Annotated in this window: 16 protein-coding genes; 10 read left to right on the forward strand and 6 right to left on the reverse strand. The window is 71.6% G+C overall.

Going from position 1 to position 17,969, the window contains the following annotated elements:
- Positions 1-103: 103 nt before the first annotated feature.
- A complete protein-coding gene (locus tag CIK81_RS05875; protein ID WP_114355509.1) occupies positions 104-1,147 on the forward strand; it encodes an iron-siderophore ABC transporter substrate-binding protein in 1,044 nt (347 codons plus the stop codon).
- Entirely contained in the window at positions 1,144-3,291 is a 2,148-nt protein-coding gene (locus CIK81_RS05880; protein ID WP_114355510.1) for an iron ABC transporter permease, read from the forward strand. Before CIK81_RS05875 ends, CIK81_RS05880 begins: the two co-directional genes overlap by 4 nt.
- A gap of 458 nt (positions 3,292-3,749) precedes the next feature.
- On the opposite strand, the gene CIK81_RS05885 is transcribed toward CIK81_RS05880, so the two are convergent.
- The 3 genes from CIK81_RS05885 to CIK81_RS18160 form a co-directional block, all read right to left on the reverse strand.
- A complete protein-coding gene (locus CIK81_RS05885; RefSeq protein ID WP_114355511.1) occupies positions 3,750-4,778 on the reverse strand; it encodes an ornithine cyclodeaminase in 1,029 nt (342 codons plus the stop codon).
- Between the two features lie 143 nt (positions 4,779-4,921).
- Positions 4,922-5,704: a metal-dependent hydrolase gene (locus CIK81_RS05890; protein WP_114311229.1), complete on the reverse strand. Its 783-nt coding sequence runs from the start codon at positions 5,702-5,704 to the stop codon at positions 4,922-4,924.
- Positions 5,705-5,821: 117 nt separating this feature from the next.
- Positions 5,822-6,148, reverse strand: coding sequence for a hypothetical protein (locus tag CIK81_RS18160; RefSeq protein ID WP_158541936.1), 327 nt, complete (start codon positions 6,146-6,148; stop codon positions 5,822-5,824).
- Between the two features lie 38 nt (positions 6,149-6,186).
- On the opposite strand from CIK81_RS18160, the gene glsA reads away from it, so the two are divergent.
- The 4 genes from glsA (at position 6,187) to CIK81_RS05910 (ending at position 10,378) form a co-directional block, all read left to right on the forward strand.
- Positions 6,187-7,221 (forward strand): glutaminase A, encoded by a 1,035-nt coding sequence (gene glsA / locus CIK81_RS05895; protein ID WP_158541937.1) that lies wholly within the window; start codon positions 6,187-6,189, stop codon positions 7,219-7,221.
- A 99-nt stretch (positions 7,222-7,320) separates the two neighbouring features.
- On the forward strand, positions 7,321-7,878 hold the full coding sequence (locus CIK81_RS05900) for a GNAT family N-acetyltransferase (RefSeq protein ID WP_114311231.1): 558 nt from the start codon (positions 7,321-7,323) through the stop codon (positions 7,876-7,878).
- Positions 7,879-7,919: 41 nt separating this feature from the next.
- Positions 7,920-8,750 carry a DUF5926 family protein gene (locus CIK81_RS05905; protein WP_114311232.1) on the forward strand — a complete coding sequence of 277 codons (831 nt, stop codon included), beginning with the start codon at positions 7,920-7,922 and terminating at the stop codon, positions 8,748-8,750.
- The gene (locus CIK81_RS05910; RefSeq protein WP_114355512.1) at positions 8,747-10,378 is read left to right on the forward strand and encodes a glycosyltransferase; all 1,632 of its coding nucleotides are present in this window, start codon (positions 8,747-8,749) and stop codon (positions 10,376-10,378) included. The genes CIK81_RS05905 and CIK81_RS05910 overlap by 4 nt, the downstream gene beginning before the upstream one ends.
- Before the next feature lie 19 nt (positions 10,379-10,397).
- Here the strand turns inward: CIK81_RS05910 and CIK81_RS05915 are convergent, their stop codons facing one another.
- Together CIK81_RS05915 and CIK81_RS18705 are read right to left on the reverse strand one after the other, a co-directional pair.
- Positions 10,398-12,431, reverse strand: coding sequence for a hypothetical protein (locus CIK81_RS05915; protein ID WP_241964016.1), 2,034 nt, complete (start codon positions 12,429-12,431; stop codon positions 10,398-10,400).
- Positions 12,432-12,440: 9 nt separating this feature from the next.
- A complete protein-coding gene (locus CIK81_RS18705; RefSeq protein ID WP_255411050.1) occupies positions 12,441-12,563 on the reverse strand; it encodes a hypothetical protein in 123 nt (40 codons plus the stop codon).
- On the opposite strand from CIK81_RS18705, the gene CIK81_RS05920 reads away from it, so the two are divergent.
- The 4 genes from CIK81_RS05920 to pheA all read left to right on the forward strand — a co-directional run bounded on the left by CIK81_RS05920 (position 12,562) and on the right by pheA (position 16,731).
- Positions 12,562-12,969 carry a GntR family transcriptional regulator gene (locus CIK81_RS05920; RefSeq protein WP_096166508.1) on the forward strand — a complete coding sequence of 136 codons (408 nt, stop codon included), beginning with the start codon at positions 12,562-12,564 and terminating at the stop codon, positions 12,967-12,969. The two genes, CIK81_RS18705 and CIK81_RS05920, sit on opposite strands and share 2 nt — an antisense overlap.
- 14 nt (positions 12,970-12,983) lie before the next feature.
- Entirely contained in the window at positions 12,984-13,559 is a 576-nt protein-coding gene (locus CIK81_RS05925) for a GNAT family N-acetyltransferase (protein ID WP_255411051.1), read from the forward strand.
- A gap of 457 nt (positions 13,560-14,016) precedes the next feature.
- A complete protein-coding gene (locus CIK81_RS05930; protein WP_241964018.1) occupies positions 14,017-15,606 on the forward strand; it encodes an HNH endonuclease signature motif containing protein in 1,590 nt (529 codons plus the stop codon).
- Between the two features lie 102 nt (positions 15,607-15,708).
- The gene (gene pheA, locus CIK81_RS05935; RefSeq protein ID WP_114355513.1) at positions 15,709-16,731 is read left to right on the forward strand and encodes a prephenate dehydratase; all 1,023 of its coding nucleotides are present in this window, start codon (positions 15,709-15,711) and stop codon (positions 16,729-16,731) included.
- Here the strand turns inward: pheA and CIK81_RS05940 are convergent, their stop codons facing one another.
- On the reverse strand, positions 16,732-17,937 hold the full coding sequence (locus CIK81_RS05940) for a diacylglycerol kinase family protein (protein WP_114307011.1): 1,206 nt from the start codon (positions 17,935-17,937) through the stop codon (positions 16,732-16,734). It abuts the gene before it with no gap.
- Positions 17,938-17,969: the final 32 nt, after the last annotated feature.

Consider the following 17,969-nt stretch of genomic DNA (forward strand, 5'->3'; position numbering starts at 1 on the left):
CCCCGGCGCTTGATCCCCGCGACCCCCACGCCTGACCTCTCCGTCATTCCTCCGCCCGACGCCGATCCCGTCGACGTCGTCCCTCATCCCGCCAGGAGCCCCCATGATCCGCAGTCCCCGTCGCGCCCTCGCCACGCTCACCGCCGTCGCGGCCACGGCTGCCCTCGCCGCCTGCGGCACCACCGAGACGGACGACTCCGCCGCGGGGGCGCCCTCGGACGCCGCCGCGCTCAGCGACTCCTGCGCACAGGACACCACGACCACGTCGACCGAGCCGGTCTCGGTGACCGATGACCTCGGCCGCACCGTCGAGCTCGACGGGCCCGCCGAGCGCGTCGCCGTCCTGGAGTGGCAGCAGGTCGAGGACGCCCTCACCCTGTGCGTCGCGCCCGTCGCGGTCGCGGACGTCGAGGGCTTCGGCACCTGGAACACCGCCGAGACCCTGCCCGAGGGCACGGCCGACGTCGGCACCCGCGGAGAGCCGAACCTCGACGCCCTCGCGGCGGCGGATCCGGACCTGATCGTCGTCGAGGCCACCGGTGAGGACGATCCCGTCGTCGAGCAGCTCGAGAGCCTCGGCGTGCCCGTCCTGGCGACCGTCGGCGCCGACGCTGCGGACCCGATCGGCACGATGACCGGGCTGTTCTCGCTCATCGCCGAGACCACAGGCCGCACCGAGCGCGCCGACGCGGTGCTCAGCGAATTCGACGAGCACATCGCCGAGGCCCGCACCCAGGTCGCCGACGCCGACCTCACCACCACCGACTTCGTCTACTTCGACGGCTGGGTCGACGGCGGCAATGTGTCGATCCGGCCCTTCGGCTCGGGCGCGCTGTTCACGGCGCTCGGCGAGGAGCTCGGGCTGACCAGCGTCTGGACCGGCGAGACCGACCCCGCCTACGGACTGGGCCAGACCGACATCGAGGGCCTGACCGCGGTGGGCGATGCCAACCTCATCTACACCTCGACCGACGACCCCGCGGGCAACTACGTCACCGAGCTCGAGAAGAACGATCTGTGGACCGGCCTTCCTGCCGTGCAGGACGGCCGCGCCTACGCCTTCCCCGCCGGCATCTGGACGTTCGGCGGCCCCCGCTCCTCCGAGCAGGCCATCGACGCCTATGTCGAAATCCTGACCGCCTCGTGACGTCCCGGGCGACCCATCCCTCGCCCGCTCGCCGTTCGCCCGCTCACCCCTCGCCCGATCAGGCCCCGGGCCGCAGGGCTCGCGAGTCGCTGCGGGTCGGCGCCGGGGGGATCCTCGGCGGGATCTCCACGCTGGTGCTGCTGGCACTCGGCGTGGCGCTCGTCGGCGCCTGGCACCTGACCCAGGGCACCTCCGGGATCGGGCTGGGAGACCTGCTCGCCGCCCTGGCCGGGGGAGAGGACACGGTGGGCGGGGTCGCGATCAGCGACGTCGTCACCGCGTCCCGGCTGCCGCGCCTGCTGGCCGGGGTCGCCGTCGGAGTGGCCCTCGGCTGCGCCGGCGCCCTGCTGCAGTCCGTGTCCCGCAACGCGCTCGCCTCGCCGGACACCCTCGCCGTCACCGCCGGATCCTACTTCGCCCTGTCGCTGGTCGCAGCGCTGAACATCGCGGTGCCGCTGTGGGCCTCCAGCGGCGTCGCCTTCGTCGGCGGGCTGCTCGCCGCCGGCATCGTGCTGGCCCTCGCCGGCGGCGCCGGCTCCTCGACCACGCGCCTGATCCTCGCCGGCTCCGCGGTCGCGATGGCGCTGCAGTCGGGCACCTCGATGCTGCTGATCCTCTTCGAGGCCGAGACCACGGGGCTGTACGCGTGGGGCAGCGGCTCCCTGTCCCAGCTGAACCTCACGGCCTCCCTGCGCGCGCTCCCGCTCATCGCCGCCGTGCTGATCCTGGCCCTGGTGCTGAGCAGGCGCCTGGACGTGCTCGGTCTCGGCGACGACGCCGCTTCGGGGCTGGGCGTCCCGGTGCGCTCCACCCGGGTTCTCGCCGTGCTCGCCGCCGTGCTGCTGACCAGCACCGCCGTCACCGTCGCCGGGCCCATCGCCTTCGTCGGCCTCGGCGCCCCCGTGCTCGCCCGTCTGCTGGGCGGCGTGGTGCGCTCCCTGAACCGCCACCTGCTGTTGATCCCCGCCGCCGGACTGATCGGCGCCCTCGTGGTGCTCCTGGCCGACGCCACGGTGCGCGCGATCCTCGGCCCGCAGGGCGCGACCTCGGTCCCGACGGGGATCCCCACCGCGCTGCTCGGCGCGATCGTCATCATCCTCATGGCCCGCAGGCTGCCGGATTCCGGGGCCGCCGCCCAGCCGCCGCAGGCGCGCACCGGCCTGCGCTCGCGACGCCGCGTGGTGATCGTGCTCGTGGCGTGCGTGACGGCACTGCTGGGCATCGCGCTGCTGGGCCTGCTGGCCGGGAGCCTGTGGCTGCGCACCGGCGACATCGCCCTCTGGTTCCAGGGGGACGCCCCCTCTCTCGTGGCGCGGGCGCTGGGGGAGCGCGTGCCGCGGATGAGCGCCGCCGTGCTCGCCGGTGCGGCGCTGGCCCTGGCCGGCTGCGTCGTCCAGTCCACCGTGCGCAACCCGCTCGCCGAGCCCGGCCTGCTGGGCATCACCGCCGGTGCGGGCCTCGGCGCCGTGATCGTCGTGACGGCGCTCGGCGGCGGCCGAACGCTGATGATCCTCGCCGCCGTGCTCGCCGGGATCGCGACCTTCGCGCTCATCGGGCTGCTGGCCTGGCGTGGCGGTCTGGCCCCGGAGCGCTTCGTGCTGGTGGGCATCGGCGTGGGCTACGCGATGAGCTCGTTGACCACCTTCCTGCTCCTGCAGGCCAATGCCTGGGACACCCCGCGGATCCTCACCTGGCTCTCGGGCACCACCTACGGCCGCACTCTGAACGACGTGGTCCCCGTGCTGGTCGTGCTCGCGATCGCGGTGCCGCTGATGCTCGGACTGCACCGCGAGCTGGACCTGCTGGCGATCGACGAGGACTCCCCGCGTCTGCTCGGCGTGCGGCTCGAACGCACCCGCATGGCGGTGCTCGGCCTCGCCGCGGTGCTCGCCGCGATCAGCGTGGTCGCCGTCGGCGTGGTGGGCTTCGTGGGTCTGATCGCTCCCCACCTCGCGCGATCCCTCGTGGGCGGCCGGCACCTGCGCAGCATCCCGGTGGCGATGCTGCTGGGCGGCGTCCTGGTGGGGCTGGCCGACGCGCTGGGCCGCTCGCTCATCGCCCCGGCACAGGTGCCCGCCGGGCTGCTGGTCTCCCTGATCGGCGCGCCCTACTTCGTCTGGCTGCTCTGGCGCTCCCGCGTGTGAGCGCACGCGGCACGCTCCAGTGCCGGGTGCCGGGCACCGAGCATCGGGCAGACAGAAGTGCTCTCGCCGGTCCGCCCGCCTCGCACCTCCCGCCACCCCGGCGTAATAGGCGGTATAGGGCGCTCTAAACGCCTATTACGCCCGGTTACCGGAGCCTTGCCGGAGCGTCGGCCACTGCGGGCCGAGGATCTGGGGTGGCCAGCTTCGCGCTGTCGCGTTGTCGCGTCGGACGGGACGCAGGTGCTGGGGGAGGAGCTCACGGAGGACGAGAGGGTGGTCCGGGTGCTGGCGGACCTGAGCGATTCGGCGTGGGCGGTGCGAGCCCGGCGGATCCATGCTGCCGCTCCTCTCGCGGTCGGGTGCTGCTCCGGGGCGCTCAGATCGCCTCAGGTCGCTCAGATTCCCTTTCCCTCAGGTCGTTCAGCTCGCTCACGTCCCCTCGGGCCCCTCAGGCCCCCTCAGCCCACCGGTGCGAGCACGTCCACCAGGGAGAAGAGGTCCTTGGGATCGTCGGGGTCGGCCACCAGGTCCACAACTGACTGCAGGTCGGTCCCGGCGGTGGCGTCGCGGGCGCAGCGCAGCGCGGAGAAGTCGGAGATCGCGAAGCCGACGGAGTCGAACACCGTGATCGCCTCGGGATCGATACGTCCGGCGGCCCGACCGGTGAGCACCTGCCACAGCTCGGTCACGGGGAAGTCCGGCGCCATCTGCTGGATCTCTCCCTCGATGCGGGTCTGCGGGGTGAACTCGACGATCACCTGCGCGGCCTGCAGGATCCGGGCGTCGAGCTCCGTCTTGCCGGGGCAGTCACCGCCGATCGCGTTGACGTGCACGCCCGGCCGCACCTGGGCGATGTCCAGGATCGTGTTGCGGGCCTTGTCCGCCGTGCAGGTGGTGCTGATGTCGGCCCCCGCGACCGCGTCGTCGACCGAGGCGGCGGCGTGCACCCGGAAACCGAGGGGCTCGAGGTTCCTGCGCACCTTCTCGATCGCGGCAGGATCGATGTCGAACACCCGTAGGTCCTCGATGCCGAGCACTCCGCGGGCGGCGAGAGCCTGGAACTCCGACTGCGAGCCGGCACCGATCAGGGCGAGGGTGCGGGAATCGGGCCGGGCGAGGAGTCTCGCCGCGAGGGCCGACGTCGCAGCGGTGCGCAACGCTGTCAGCAGCGTCATCTCCGCGAGGAAGGTCGGGTAGCCGGTGTCGACGTCGGCCAGCACCCCGAAAGCCGTGACGGTCTGCAGGCCGCGCGACGGATTCGAGGGATGGCCGTTGACGTACTTGAAGGAGTAGAGCTCCCCGTCGGAGGCAGGCATCAGCTCGATCACGCCCAGCGGGGTGTGGCTGGCGATCCGCGGGATCTTCTCGAAGCTCTGCCAGCGGCGGAAGTCCGCCTCAAGACAGTCGGTCATGCGCATGAGGATCTTCTCGACCCCGTCGCGCCGGAGCCATCGGGCCGTGTGCGCGACATCGAGCAGCTGGGTCATGGCGGCACCTCCTGGATGCGGGGCCGACGACGGTGTCGGCCCGGACCCCTCCAGGGTAGGGAACGCAGGGAACGCAGGGAATGCAGGGAGCGCACGGAACGGCCTGCGGTCCGGCTCTGACGCCCCCGCAGCTCGGAGGGGCCTCAGATGCCGAGCACCCAGGGCTCTGCGACGAGGGTGCCGATCATGCCGACGACGGCATAGGCCGTGACCGCCGTGCAGAGCAGCCACTCCCGCAGGCTGCCGGCGTCGCCGAGCAGCGGCACCGCGATGTCCCCGCTGCGCTGCCAGAGGCCCGAGGCCATCCGCTTCGGCGGCTTCACGACGAGCGGCCAGGTGGGGAAGGGGATGCCGTCGGTGGTGAGCAGGTCGCCGACCAGATGCGTCAGCACGCCGACGGCCACGGCGGCCGGGAGCCAGATCGAGGTGTCCGGCGCGATGGCGGCGACCAGCAGACCGGCGACGATGCCCACCGCCCAGGGCAGCAGGCGTCCCTCGACCATCTTCAGGGCCCGGGTGCCGAAGGCGCACATCACGGTGACCAGGAGGGCGGCGCCCGCTTCGATCTCGCCCAGCACGGGCACCCGGACCTGCCAGTCCAGGCGATTCACGAGCACCGCCAGCGCGGTGAAGGCGACGGCGGCCAGGAGGGTGTGGGTCGCGCCGCGATGACCCGCGACGGTGCTGACCGCTCGGGTGACGGCCTTGGTGAGGCCGCCGCCGGAGCGGGAGATGGTGGCGCTGGGATGGTCGATGTCCGGCAGCAGCGCGGCGCCGGTGGCGACCACGGCACCGGAGACCACCTGCGCGGGGTCGAGGTCCCACAGGTCGAGGCCGGCCGCATGCCCCATCACGGGGACGGAGCCCGCCAGGGCCAGCCAGGCGGCGGTGCCGCTGATCGCATGGTGTCCGCCCATCATGGGCATCGTCCTCCTCGGCAGATGGTCGACATGGCCTCACCAGGGGAAGAATGCGGACGGAGCCGCTGGTGGGACACAGGTCGTCACCGGGGGAGGAGGGCCGCCGGGAAGACTACCGGCGGGTCATGACAGGCGAGTCCAGTCGAGTCCTGGCGCGTGCTCCGCCGAATCGCTGCCGTCGTGCCGCCGTGCTGCCGTGTCGCCGTGCAGCCCGGCTGCCATCCCGGAGGAGTTGTTGGCGATCACCGCCGCGATGGTGCAGGCGACCTCGGAGTCGGCGCGCGGCCCAGCCGTCGCCTCGCGGCACCTCGCGGCCGCGGGGGCTGCGGGGCGCGCGGGGGCCGCGTCGGTGGGGGAGGCGACGGCATCGGCGCCGAGCAGGGGTGCGACGCGCCATGCCCGACGGGGCTCCGCGAGGTCCGGCGGGCGAGGCGTTCCCGTGCGGCGCACCGCCCTGGCCTGTGCCGTCGGCCTGTACCGTCAGGGGCGTGACAAGCGCACTGACCACGTACCTGGACCGGCTCACTCGGGCTCTGTCCACCGCCTCGGCGACCGGTGATCCCGACGTCGTGCTCCCGGATCGCGGCATCTCCGGAAGCGCTGAGGCCGACGGCGACATTCCCGAGCTCTCGCTGGTCTCCGGCGCCGAGTCCCACCACCTCGGTGTGGCGCTGTGCTCCGTCGAGGGCGAGATCACGGGGGCCGGCACCGACCATGCCTTCCCCATGCAGTCGATCTCCAAGGCCTTCGCCTACGGGGCGGCGATCGATCTGCACGGCATGGACTATGTGGACTGCGTCGTCGACGAGGAGCCGACGGGGGAGCAGTTCAACGCCCTCAGCCTGGATGCGCAGACCAAGAAGCCGAAGAACCCCCTGGTCAACATCGGGGCGATCCGCACGCACGCGATGCTGGGCACCACGCAGGCGCAGCGCACCCAGCGACTGCGCGAGGTGCTCGACGCCGCCGCCGGGCGCCGTCTCGAGGTGCATCGCGAGACCCTCGAGACCGAGCTGACGATCGCCGACCGCAACCTCGCGCTCGCGTACATGCTGCGCGCGGCCGGTTCGATGGAGGACGACGCCGGGGAGGTCGTCGCCGGCTACATCGAGGGCTGCGCCGTGCAGACCACCGTCTCGGACCTGTCGGTCATGGCGGCGACCCTCGCCTCGGGCGGCACCAATCCGTTGACGGGCGAGAGGGTGTTCTCCCGCGTCGCGGCTCGGCAGGTGCTCTCGGTGATGCTCACCTGCGGCATGTACGACAACGCCGGCGACTGGGTCAGCGACGTCGGCCTGCCCGCGAAGTCCGGAGTGGGCGGCGGCATCATCGCGGCGCTGCCCTCGCGCTACGGGATCGCGAGCTACGCCCCGCAGCTCGATCTGCACGGCAACTCGGTGCGCGGCACGCTGTTCTTCGAACGCTTCAGCGAGGATTTCGTGCTCCACATGCTCGACGGGGTGGAGCCCGTGGACCTCGAGGAGCGCGCCCGGGAGCTGATGGAGGTCGGCACGCATCTGTGAGGCCCCGTGAGGCCCGTCCGGGTGCGGGCTTCTGGTCGTGCCGAGCGGGTGTCGGCGAACCCGGTTGCGCGGCGGGCGGCCGACGAGAAGACTTGCGGGGTGATCACCGTGCGCTCCCTGGACTCCGATGAATGGCCGATCTGGCGGGGCCTGCGCCTGCGCGCCCTCGAGGACTCGCCCGAAGCCTTCGGCAGCACCCTGGCCGAGGTGATCGCCCGCGACACCGAGCACTACTGGCGCCAGGGCGTCTCGCCGCCGATGGTCCCGTTCGTCGCCGAGGTCGACGGGGCGCCCGCCGGCATGGCACGGCTGATGTTCCCCGACCATCCTGATCGCGCCGAGCTGATCTCCGTCTGGGTCGCCCCGGAGGCTCGTGATCGCGGCGTCGGCCACGCGCTCGTCGCTTCCGGCATCGACCACCTCGCCGCTCACCATCCGCTGACCCGGCTGCGCCTGGCCGTCGTCGAGACCAACATGCCCGCCCGTCGGCTGTACGAGGGCTGCGGCTTCGCCGTGATCGGTCGCAATCCGGACGACGACGCCGAACTGCTCATGGAACGACCGGCTCTAGCCAGCGCCTCACCCAGCACCTCAGCCAGCGCCTCACCCAGCTCCACAGCCAGCGCGTCAGGCAGCGACGCGAAGCCCGGGGCGTGAGCGTCCGACGAGGCACCCCTGCGGATCGGTAGACTTCTCGCATGAGTTCCGCCTCGCATGATGCCCTGGTCCTCCGCCCCTTCGAAGGGCTGCCGAACGAACGCGACCTGGTCGCGATGCGGCAGCTCATCCCCGCGGCGACGATGGCCGCGAAGACCACCGCCGAGTACGGTTCGGTCGACGTCGAACTGGCGACGATCCTGCCGATGGCCTGGCCCGCCGTGCGCCGCACCGACGGCTCGGTCACCGTGGGCATCCAGGCCGGCTTCCCCGGCGGCGACCTCTCGCGCGGTCTCGGCCAGGCGATCAAGCAGGCCCTCGCCCTCGAGCCCGGCAACCCGGTCACCGCGGTGACTCTCGACGACGACGCGCCGCGCCTGCAGGAGATCCTCGATCTGGACGGGGACTTCGAGATCTCCGTGGAGGACACCTTCGAGTTCTGGCTCGATCCGCGCGCCGAGCGCACCGCCGAGATCGAGTCGTCGATCCAGCAGGCCAACGACTCGATCATGCCCACTCGGCCGGTCGAGGGTCTCCCGCACGCCTACTGGGTGGATGCCGGTCCGAAGGAGCACCTGCGCTGGGTGCTCGACGCCGCTGAGGAGACGGTCATCGATGCGGTCACCCGCCTGCACGCCCGCCGCGAGTCCGGCATCGGCGAGGGCACCAAGTACGTGGGGTCCTTCCGTGCCGAGGGTCTCTCGGTCCCCGTCTGGGACCTGCCCAAGGGCTTCGGCGCGGAGGGCGTCGAGGCGGAGGCCGAGGCCTTCCGCGCCCGCTTCGAGCAGGCCCTGACCACCGAGGAGCCCCTCACCGCGCTCGAGCGGCGTGCGCGCGGCGGCATCGTGGCTCGCCAGGTGACCCTGCGATGAGCACTGCGGGGCCGCTGACGGCATACCGCCCCGAGCGGGTGGCCGTCGTGATCCCCGCCAAGAACGAGGCGGAGAGGATCGAGGCGACGATCGGCGCTGCCCGGGAGATCCGGGGCGTGGATCTCGTCGTCGTCGTCGACGACGGGTCCAGTGATGCGACCTCCGCCGTCGCCATGGGGGCCGACGCGCTCGTGGTGCGTCACAAGTCCAACCGCGGCAAGGCGGCCGCCATGGCCACCGGCGCGCAGATGGTCGCGATCCGAGAGGACGCCGAGCGCGCTGACGGTGGCGACCACTTCTCCGAGGAGCTGCACGCCGAACCGCGCTCGCCGGGCCACACCGGTCCGCTCCCCGTGATCGGGGGAACGGCTCCGCCTCCGCGCGCGCTGCTGTTCCTGGACGCCGACATGGAGACCTCTGCGATCGCCTCGCAGCCGCTCGTGGATGCTGTGCTCGGGCAGGGCGTGGACATGGCGATCGCGCTGCTGCCCCCTCAGGACGGCGCTGCCGGGATGGGCATCGTGGTGCGCACCGCGCGCAAGGGCATCCAGCGGGCCACCGGGTGGGAGGCGGCCCAGCCGCTGTCGGGCACTCGCTGCATCACGCGCGAGACCTGGGATGCCTGCCAGCCGCTCGCACCCGGCTGGGGCGTCGAGACCTCGCTGACCATCGACGCTCTGACCGGCGGGTTCTGGGTCAAGGAGATCGAGGCGGACCTGCGTCACCGGGCCACCGGCAAGGACCTGCGGGGCCAGCTCCACCGCGCCGCCCAGCTGCGCGACGTGATGCGCGCTCTCGCCCGGCGCCGCCACGTGCTCCCGGACGAACCGGCCGACGAGCTGGACGAGGGGACCGAGGTCCAGACGCCCCCGACGCAGGCACCGGTCGACGCGCCCGACGCCCCTGACGCCCCTGGCGACGTCGACGCGGAGTCCGCGGACACTCCGACAACGGGCGCGACCCCGCTGGCGTTCGAGGACGAGAACGTCGACGAGGTCAACGCCTGGGACCAGATCGACGCGATTCCAGCGACGGGCTCGGCCGCGAGCTTCGAGACGGACGTGGACCTCGAGCCGACCCTGGATCGCGAGACCGAGAAGCGGACGGAGACGGAGGAGGACCCGGCGGCGGCGACGGACGAGGACGCCGTTCCCAATCTGGATGCCGATGCCGACACCGACGCCGTTCCCGACACCGGAATCGCCGCGGAGGCCGTCGACCGCACCGCAGCCGCCGATGACCGCGCCGCCCTCGCGGAGCGCCGTCGCGACCGGCTCGAGGCGCTGCCCGTGCGCGGTGGGTTCTCGGACAGCGAGACCCGTGCCCTGGGCGACCTGGACGTCGAGACGTTGAACCGTCAGCTGCGCGCCCTGCCCGTGGCGGGAGATTTCGCGCCCGACGACGTCGTCTACCTCGCGGGCGTGGACCTCGAGGCGCTCGCGGCACGGCTGAACTCTGCGCCGGTCCAGGAGCGCTTCGAGCCCGAGCATGCCGTGATCATCGCCTCGCACCTGTCGGTGCCGGAACCCGAGCTGCCGCCGTCGATCCGTCCGCCGCTGACCAGCGACGAGTACACCTCACTGGTGGTCCACGCCGCGGTCGACGCCGGCAACGCGTCGGACGCCTGATCGGCGCGGCGCGGATCACTCAGGAGCGCGGATCACTCAGGGGCTCCGCGGCCCCCGTCCCCGTCGGCCGCGGAGCCGGGAGCGCCGCCGGCAGGAAGGCGAGCCAGATCCCGAAGACGGCGGCGACCAGCACCGGACCGGTGTCGTTGACCGCGTAGCCCAGCCAGGTGCCTGCCACGGTCGCGACCCGCACCCGGTACGCGGCGGGATGGGCCGTATCGAGTTCGACCAGCCGCGCGAGATGGAACCTGCGCGGTGCGAGGATGGCGATCGAGGCCAGCACGGCCAGCAGCATCACCAGCGCGAGCGCCCAGTAGCCCGTGGTCATCGCGATATTCTGGGCGAGCTTGCGGATGATCACGGAGAACAGCTCTCCGCTGAGCAGCTCGTCGATGAAACGTCCCAGGTGGGTGCGGTCCTCGGGCGGGCGCAGCCAGTCCAGGAAGGACACCCCGAGCACGGCGACCGCTCCTCCCGCGCACAGCGCGACGATGTGCCACAGCCGCGGTCGCACACCGGAGACCAGCAGAGCGAGCAGGCCGAAGGTGGGGATCGTGGCCAGCATCGACCCGAAGTCCGCTCCCATCGACGGGGCGACGCACACGATCGCGACGGCGGCACCCACCACGATGGTCCAGACCACGCGCGCTCGCGGCGTGCGCAGCACGGTGAACAGACACAGCAGCGCCATCATCGCCCCGGCGAACACCATCCCGAACAGGTGGTTGGAGAGCCCGTAGAAGCGCCCGCCCGAGATCGGCTGCGCGCCGAGCGGCGAGCCCAGCTGGAACCGGGAGCCCAGCGCCGATTCGCCCAGGATCACCACGGCGACCAGCGCCGCTGAGACGCCGAGCGGCCCGAAGCGGTGGCGCCGCCAGGGCCCGCCGAGCACGATCGCCGAGAGCAGGGCGCAGGCGCCCCAGACCACGCCCGTCAGCGCGAGGATGTCGTGGTCTCCGCGCCACCACGGCACGATCGACGCGCACAGCCCCACGGGCAGCGCCAGCGGAGCGATCGTCGCCAGAGCACGGCCCACCCGGCGGAGCCCGGGGCGCCGCGCCAGCGGAGGCACCAGGAGGATCACCAGACCGATCACGCCCAGCGCGAGCCAGGAGCCGAGGGCCGGCACGGTCGCCGAATCCACGATCTCTGCAGCTCGTGAGCGGTCCAGGGCGAGCAGCTGCGGATCGTCGTGATCCACGCCGCGGAACGGCTGGCCGGGGATGAGGCCGTCGGCCGTGGCGTCATAGGAGGTGAGAACGGTGGCGAGCACGTCGGTCAGCACCACCACACCGTTCTGCTTGGTGGCGCCGCTGGTCAGTGCCTGCCCCGGGAAGGCGGAGTCGAGGGCGACCTGGAGGCCGACGGTGCGGGAGGCGACGGCTCCGGTCGTCTCGACATCGTCCGGGTCGGCGGGATCGGTCGAGGCGACGGAGATCAGCAGAGTACGGGGCAGATCCGCGGCATCGCAGCCCCCGGCGGCTTCGAGCGCAGTGCCCGCACGTTCGTCGAGCTCGGCCAGCGCCTGTTCGCGGGCGGGGTCGTCGTGATCGGGCACGGAGCCCAGATCGACCTGCACGATCTCGTCGCCGGCCAGCGCGTCCGAGACGTCGGCGGCGGAGCCATCGGCGTGTGAGGACGCGTCGACCTCGGCCGTGTCCACCGGCAGTCGCTCCCACTGATCCTGCGCGGGCGTGGGGATCCCGGCGGTGCGCGGCGCCTCCTCGGCCAGCCCGCGATAGCCGGAATGGAGCGTCTCCAGGCCCTGCCGCTTCGTGGAGACCACCGACGTGGACGTGGTGTTCATGGCTGCAGCGCCCGAGCGATCGGCGAGGCACTGCAGGTTCGGCGTCGCCTCGGCGGAGATGTCCTCCCAGGTGAGGCCCGCGGTCACGAGGACCAGACGCACCGGATCGCTCGCGTCGTCGGGCTCGTCGGCCTCGGCGGCGGGCGTGAGACCCAGCATCAGGGAGCTCAGGAGAACGGCGAGAAGCAGCCCTGCCAGCACATGGAGTCGGCGGGCGGAGGAAGAGGCGAGCGAATCCTGAAGCACGTGACGATGCTACGGGGCATCGAGCGCTGCAGCGCTGGTGAGGGCCGACAGGCGCAGAGATTCCACGCTTTCCTCACGGGGCATGCCCGCGAACTCCACGAGGCGGCCGAAGAGCAATATCGTTGTCGACATGAACATCCCGACTCCTCCTTATGAGCAGGTCCGCCGCGAGATCGTCGAGCAGGTGCGTGCGGGCGAGCTCGCCCCGGGCGACCGGCTCCCCGCCATCCGTGTGCTCGCCGGCGATCTCGGCCTGGCCGCCGGCACCGTGGCTCGCGCATACAAGCTCCTCGAGGAAGCGCAGATCATCGTGACCAGGCGCGGTGCGGGCACCACCGTGGCTCCCGGCGCAGTGGCGGCGTGCGAGGAGTCCGCGGCGGCGACGAGTCGCGAGTCCGGCGCAGTCGCCGATCCTGTGGTTGTCGCGCTGTTCGCGGGCCCGGTCGCCGAGGCGCGTGCGAAGGGGCATGGTGACGTGGAGATCCTGGCCGCGGTGCGTGCGGCGCTGGCCGCTCGGGGCGTTGCCGGCACGTCGTGATTCCTCCGCGAGAGGTGACCCGCCAGTCCAGCGCACGCCTGACGCTGGAGCCGCTCGGAGTGCAGCATGCCACTGCCATCCTCGCTGGTCAGGATGACGCCCTGGCGGAGGAGATCTCGGGCCGACGGTGGGACTCGACGGCGATCACCGAGTTCCTGGACCGTGCCTCCAGATGGCAGGAGGACGGCCCGATCCGGGAGTTCGCTGCGCTCGCGGCTCCTGCGGCCGCAGATCATGCGGAGCGCGCCTCCGCAGGGGCATCGACCGAGTCGTTGTCGGGCATGACCTTCGTGGGTGGCGGCGGGCTCAACCTCCTGGCACCGGGAATCGACCGTGGCCAGGCCGCGATGACCTATTGGGTGACCGCGGCCCGGCGACGGAAGGGCTGGGGCCGCGAGATTGCGCGGCACCTCGTCCGCCGCGCCCGCGATGAGCACCGGATCTCGCAGCTGGTGCTCTTCATCGCACCGCACAACGCCGCCTCGCAGGCAGTGGCCCGCGGCCTCGGCGCGCGGCCCGAGGGTGAGCTCGAGCAGCATCCGGCCGACCCGATGCGCACTGTGCACCGCTGGCTCCTCGACCTGCGCTGAGGGCGTCGCGCCCTGGACGCGCCCTGGACGCGTCGTGAGCGCTGATCGGGGAGGCGCTGATCGGGAAGGTGCTGGACGGGGAGCAATGCGGGCAGCAGAACGGGCAGCAATGCGCTCAGGATCGCGCGGCACCGTTCCTCCCCACACGCATGTCATCCACAATGACCACCTTTCCTCCCCAATGGAGGGTTATCCACAGGACGCCGTCACCTGCACCGTTGAAGTGCCTCATGGGGTCTCCTTTCCTCCCCAAGCCATGTTATCCACAATTCCCACGATATCGGTAAATTGCTTGCGAGTAACCACTCGAAACCATAAAATGGACGCATAGCAAAAAGGGTGTGAGGGGTTCTCGGCGTCGCGTCGTGGGTGCGGCGGAACGAGCGACCGCCGGTTCGATCGTCTCGGGGGAGGGGTGAGTGTCATGACGCTGCTGGAGCATGAGCCAGGCGAGTCCATGTCGCCGTCCGCCCGGATGTCCCGGTCGTCCCGGACGCGCCAGGGGGCCCGGCGTGCCGACGGGGTGGAGCCGCCCCGACAGCGCGTGCAGGCCAGGACGCCTCTTACCGAGAAGTCCCTGCTCAAGCGAGGCGGGCTCGAGTCCGGATCGGCCGACGCGGCAGCGGCGACCCGCCTGATGGGGATGCAGCGCGATGCCTCGAGAGCACGCGCCCATCTGCTGCGGACAGTTGCGGACTTCTGGGTGGACAGGGGCGATCCCGACCTCGCCGACGACCGCGAAGAGGCGGATCTCGCGATCGCCATCGCTCTGCGTACCACCACCTCGCGAGCGGCGACGCTGCTGCGTGACGCTCATATCGCGGTGGACGAGATGCCGTTGGTCTTCGGTCGCCTGGCGGCGGGAGATATGCCCGCGGAATGGTTCGACAGACTCCTGAGATCCGTGCGCGAGCTGACGACATTTCAACGCGGAGAAGTGGATGAGCGAGTATCCACGTGGGATCTGGCTTCCATTCCTGCACCACGATTCCTGGAGAGCCTTCGGCTTCTCGTCGCATGGTTCGATGCTGACGGGGCACGCCCTCGTCCGGAAGATATGCGCGACGTCGCTCTCGAGCGCTCCCCGCAGGACGACGGCACCGCCTGCCTGCGCATCACCGGACCGCTCCACGAGATCCTGGGTCTTGCCCGCCGCCTCGACACCAGTGCGCGGGCGGTCCAGGCGCAGCAGCGTCACGCGCTCGAGGACGGCAGCCCGGTCCCCTTCGACCTCGACGGTGACACGGCGGCTGAGGGCTCTGCGATGCCGCTCGCGGCGATCAGGTATGCACTGATCACCCGCACCATGCTCGACACGGCGGGCGTCGAGGTCCCGCGTGAACGCCATCGCATCAACGTGGTCGTGCCCGTGCTGACCCTGATGGGTCTGGACGACGCGCCGGCGACCTACGACGGTGTGATCCCGCTGCCCGCGGACATGGCCCGACGGCTCGCCGCCGGCGAGGAGGTCTGGCACCGGGTGCTCACCGATCCGACGACCGGGGAGTTCCTGCCCCTCCCGGCGGACCAGTACCGTCCCACCGCGGCGATGGTCGAGCACCTCCGTCTCCGAGATCCCGTCTGCGCGGCCCCCGGATGCACCCGGACCACCAGCTCCGATGCGGAGAACGACCACATCGAGGAGTTCGACCACTCCGACCCGCAACGGGGCGGGCCCACCAGCATCGAGAACCTTCATCGATTGCACTGGGCGCACCACGATGCCAAGACCAAGGGGCGCACCGATCCCGTGCGCAACGCGGACGGCTCCACCACCTGGACGGTGGGCACACCCACGCGTGCCGAAGTCACCATCGCTCCCCGCACGGATCTCGTCACGCCCATCATTGCCGCAGCGCTCGCGGACTCCTGGGCGCAGTACGAGTGGACCCTCGAACTGGATGCCCTCGAGCGGATGGGCGAGTTCGAGCGCTTCGAGCGAGAAGCGGGCCCGTACGATCCCGCGCTCGACATCGGCTATGGCGTCGAACCGGTCTGGGGCACGCCCCCGTGCAACGCCCGCTACGACGCCGACCCGCCGTTCTGATCCAGGAGCGCGTCGACCTTCTGAGGCAGAAGCACGTCGGCCTCGTCTCGACCGGATCGGGTTCGGTCGGGGACAGCGTCCGGACCAGTACTGTTGGATCCCATGCGGTATGGATTCCTCGGCCCCGAGACCACCTTCACCCACCAGGCACTCCTGCAGGCCCTCGAGGTCATGCCCCGGGAGTTCACGGACGCGGTGGAGCAGGTGCCGTTCGCGGCCGTCGCGACCGCCACCACCGACCTGCTCGCCGGAGAGATCGACGCGCTCATCGCGCCGATCGAGAACTCCGTCGAGGGCGGGGTCTCCGGCACCCTCGACGTCCTGGCCGCCACGGACTCCATCACGATCGTCGCCGAGCAGATCGTGCAGGTCACCTTCGTGCTCGCTGCCTGTGCGGAAACCGCGCTCGAAGACCTCCGGGTCGTCTCCTCCCACCCGCACGCGCAGGCCCAGGTGCAGGGCTGGCTGCGCGAGAACGTGCCCGGAGCGAACGTCGCCACCGCGTCATCCACCGCAGCAGCCGCTCGCGACCTCGCGTCGATGAGCTCGGAGGAGGCCCACGGCCGCGCCGCCGTCTGCTCCCCGCTGGCCGCCGCGCACTTCGGGCTCACCGTGCTCGCCGAGCAGATCGAGGACAACTCCGGCGCACAGACCCGATTCGTGCTCGTCACCCGCGAGGGCCGCATCCCTGCGCGCACCGGTGCCGACAAGACCACCCTGGTGGTGCAGCTGCCGCACAACCGCTCCGGCGCCCTGCTCGAGACCCTCGAGATGTTCAGCAGCAACGGCGTGAACCTCTCCCGGATCGAATCCCGCCCCATCGGCGATTTCCTGGGCCGATACTCCTTCTCGATCGACGCCGAGGGCCACATCGAGGACCGTCGGGTCGCCGCGTCCCTCCGTGCGCTGCACCGGATCTGCCCCGTCGTGCACTTCCTCGGGTCGTATCCGCGGATCGACGGGCAGGCCCCGGAGCCTCGCGAGGAGTTCGCCGACGCCACCTACGACCAGGCGCACGCCTGGATCGAGAAGCTCACGGCGATGGTGACGCCGGCTTCCGAGGTCGAAGGCGCGGGGACCGGCAGCCCCGCGGCGGTCGATGCCCGGCCGGAACCCGACGCCTGATCAGGGCTGGGACGGATCCGTCCCCGCCGGGACCCGTAGCCGGAGGGCTCCCGGATCGATGCGCGCGATCAGATGGGTCGCCTCCGCATCGGTATCGCCGTCCAGCTGCACGGGCTGCGCCTTCGTCGTCGCAACCCGCACCTCGCTGGCCTGGTAGCGCTCCATGGTCGACAGCTTCGTGGCCTGGGCGAACCGGCCGCGGGGGACCAGCTTCGGCGTGACGACCTCCGTGAGCACCTGGCTGAAGCCGGCAGCGCCCCGCCAGCCCGCCACCACGATCTCGAGGCGACCGTTGTCCGCCGTCGCCCCCGGCATCAGCACGAAGCCGCCGGGCAGCCGACCCACGTTCCCCAGCAGCACCGTGCGGGCCTTGTGAGCGTGCCGCGTGCCGTCGGGCAGATCGAGCACCACGTCGACCGAGCGTCCCAGGATCGTGCGCACGCCGCCGACCACGTAGGCGACCCAGCCCAGGCGCCGCTTCAAGGTCGGATCGGTGTGGCCGATCATCTCGGCGTCGGCCCCGAAGCCAGCGATCACCAGGAAGATCTGCTCGGCGGAGGATGCTGCCTCGGAGACCGATCCGCCCGTGCGCAGCCATCCCACGTCGATCCGCTTGTCCTGGCCGGCCATCGCGGCGGTGATCGCGCCCGCCGGGTCCTCGAGAGGAATGTCCAGATTGCGCGCCAGCAGGTTGCCGGTCCCCGAGGGGATGATGCCCATCAGCGCCTCGCTGCCCGCGAGCACGGACGCCACCAGGCGCACCGTGCCGTCGCCGCCGGCCGCGATCACCAGATCGGCACCGTCCTGGAGCGCCAGCCGCGCCTGGCCACGGCCCGGATCATCGACCGAGGTCTCGTAGAAGCGGACCTCGGCCCCCTCGAGGCCCTCGACCACCTCGCGCACGCGGCGGCGGAAGAGCTCGGTGTCGTCGAACTTCGTGGGGTTCAGGACGACACCGACCTTCCGCACCGCGGGCTCGATCCCGGCGCCGGCGTCGGCGGCGTCGCCGCCCGCCGCGTCGTCGGAGCCGTCGCCCGCGGAGCGCTGCGGCGCCAGTTCGCGTTCGTACCGCTCAGCAGTCTCCCGCAGGGCGGAGATCTCGCGACGGTGCCGGGTCAGGTGACGCAGCACCACCACGAGCAGCACGACGGCCACGACCATGATCACGACCGAGGCGATGCTGAGTGCGAGCAGTGTGTGATCCATGAGGTCACACTACTGAGCCTGCCGCCCTCCGG

It is taken from the genome of Brachybacterium sp. JB7, assembly GCF_003335205.1.
GTDB classification, from domain to species: Bacteria; Actinomycetota; Actinomycetes; order Actinomycetales; family Dermabacteraceae; genus Brachybacterium; species Brachybacterium alimentarium.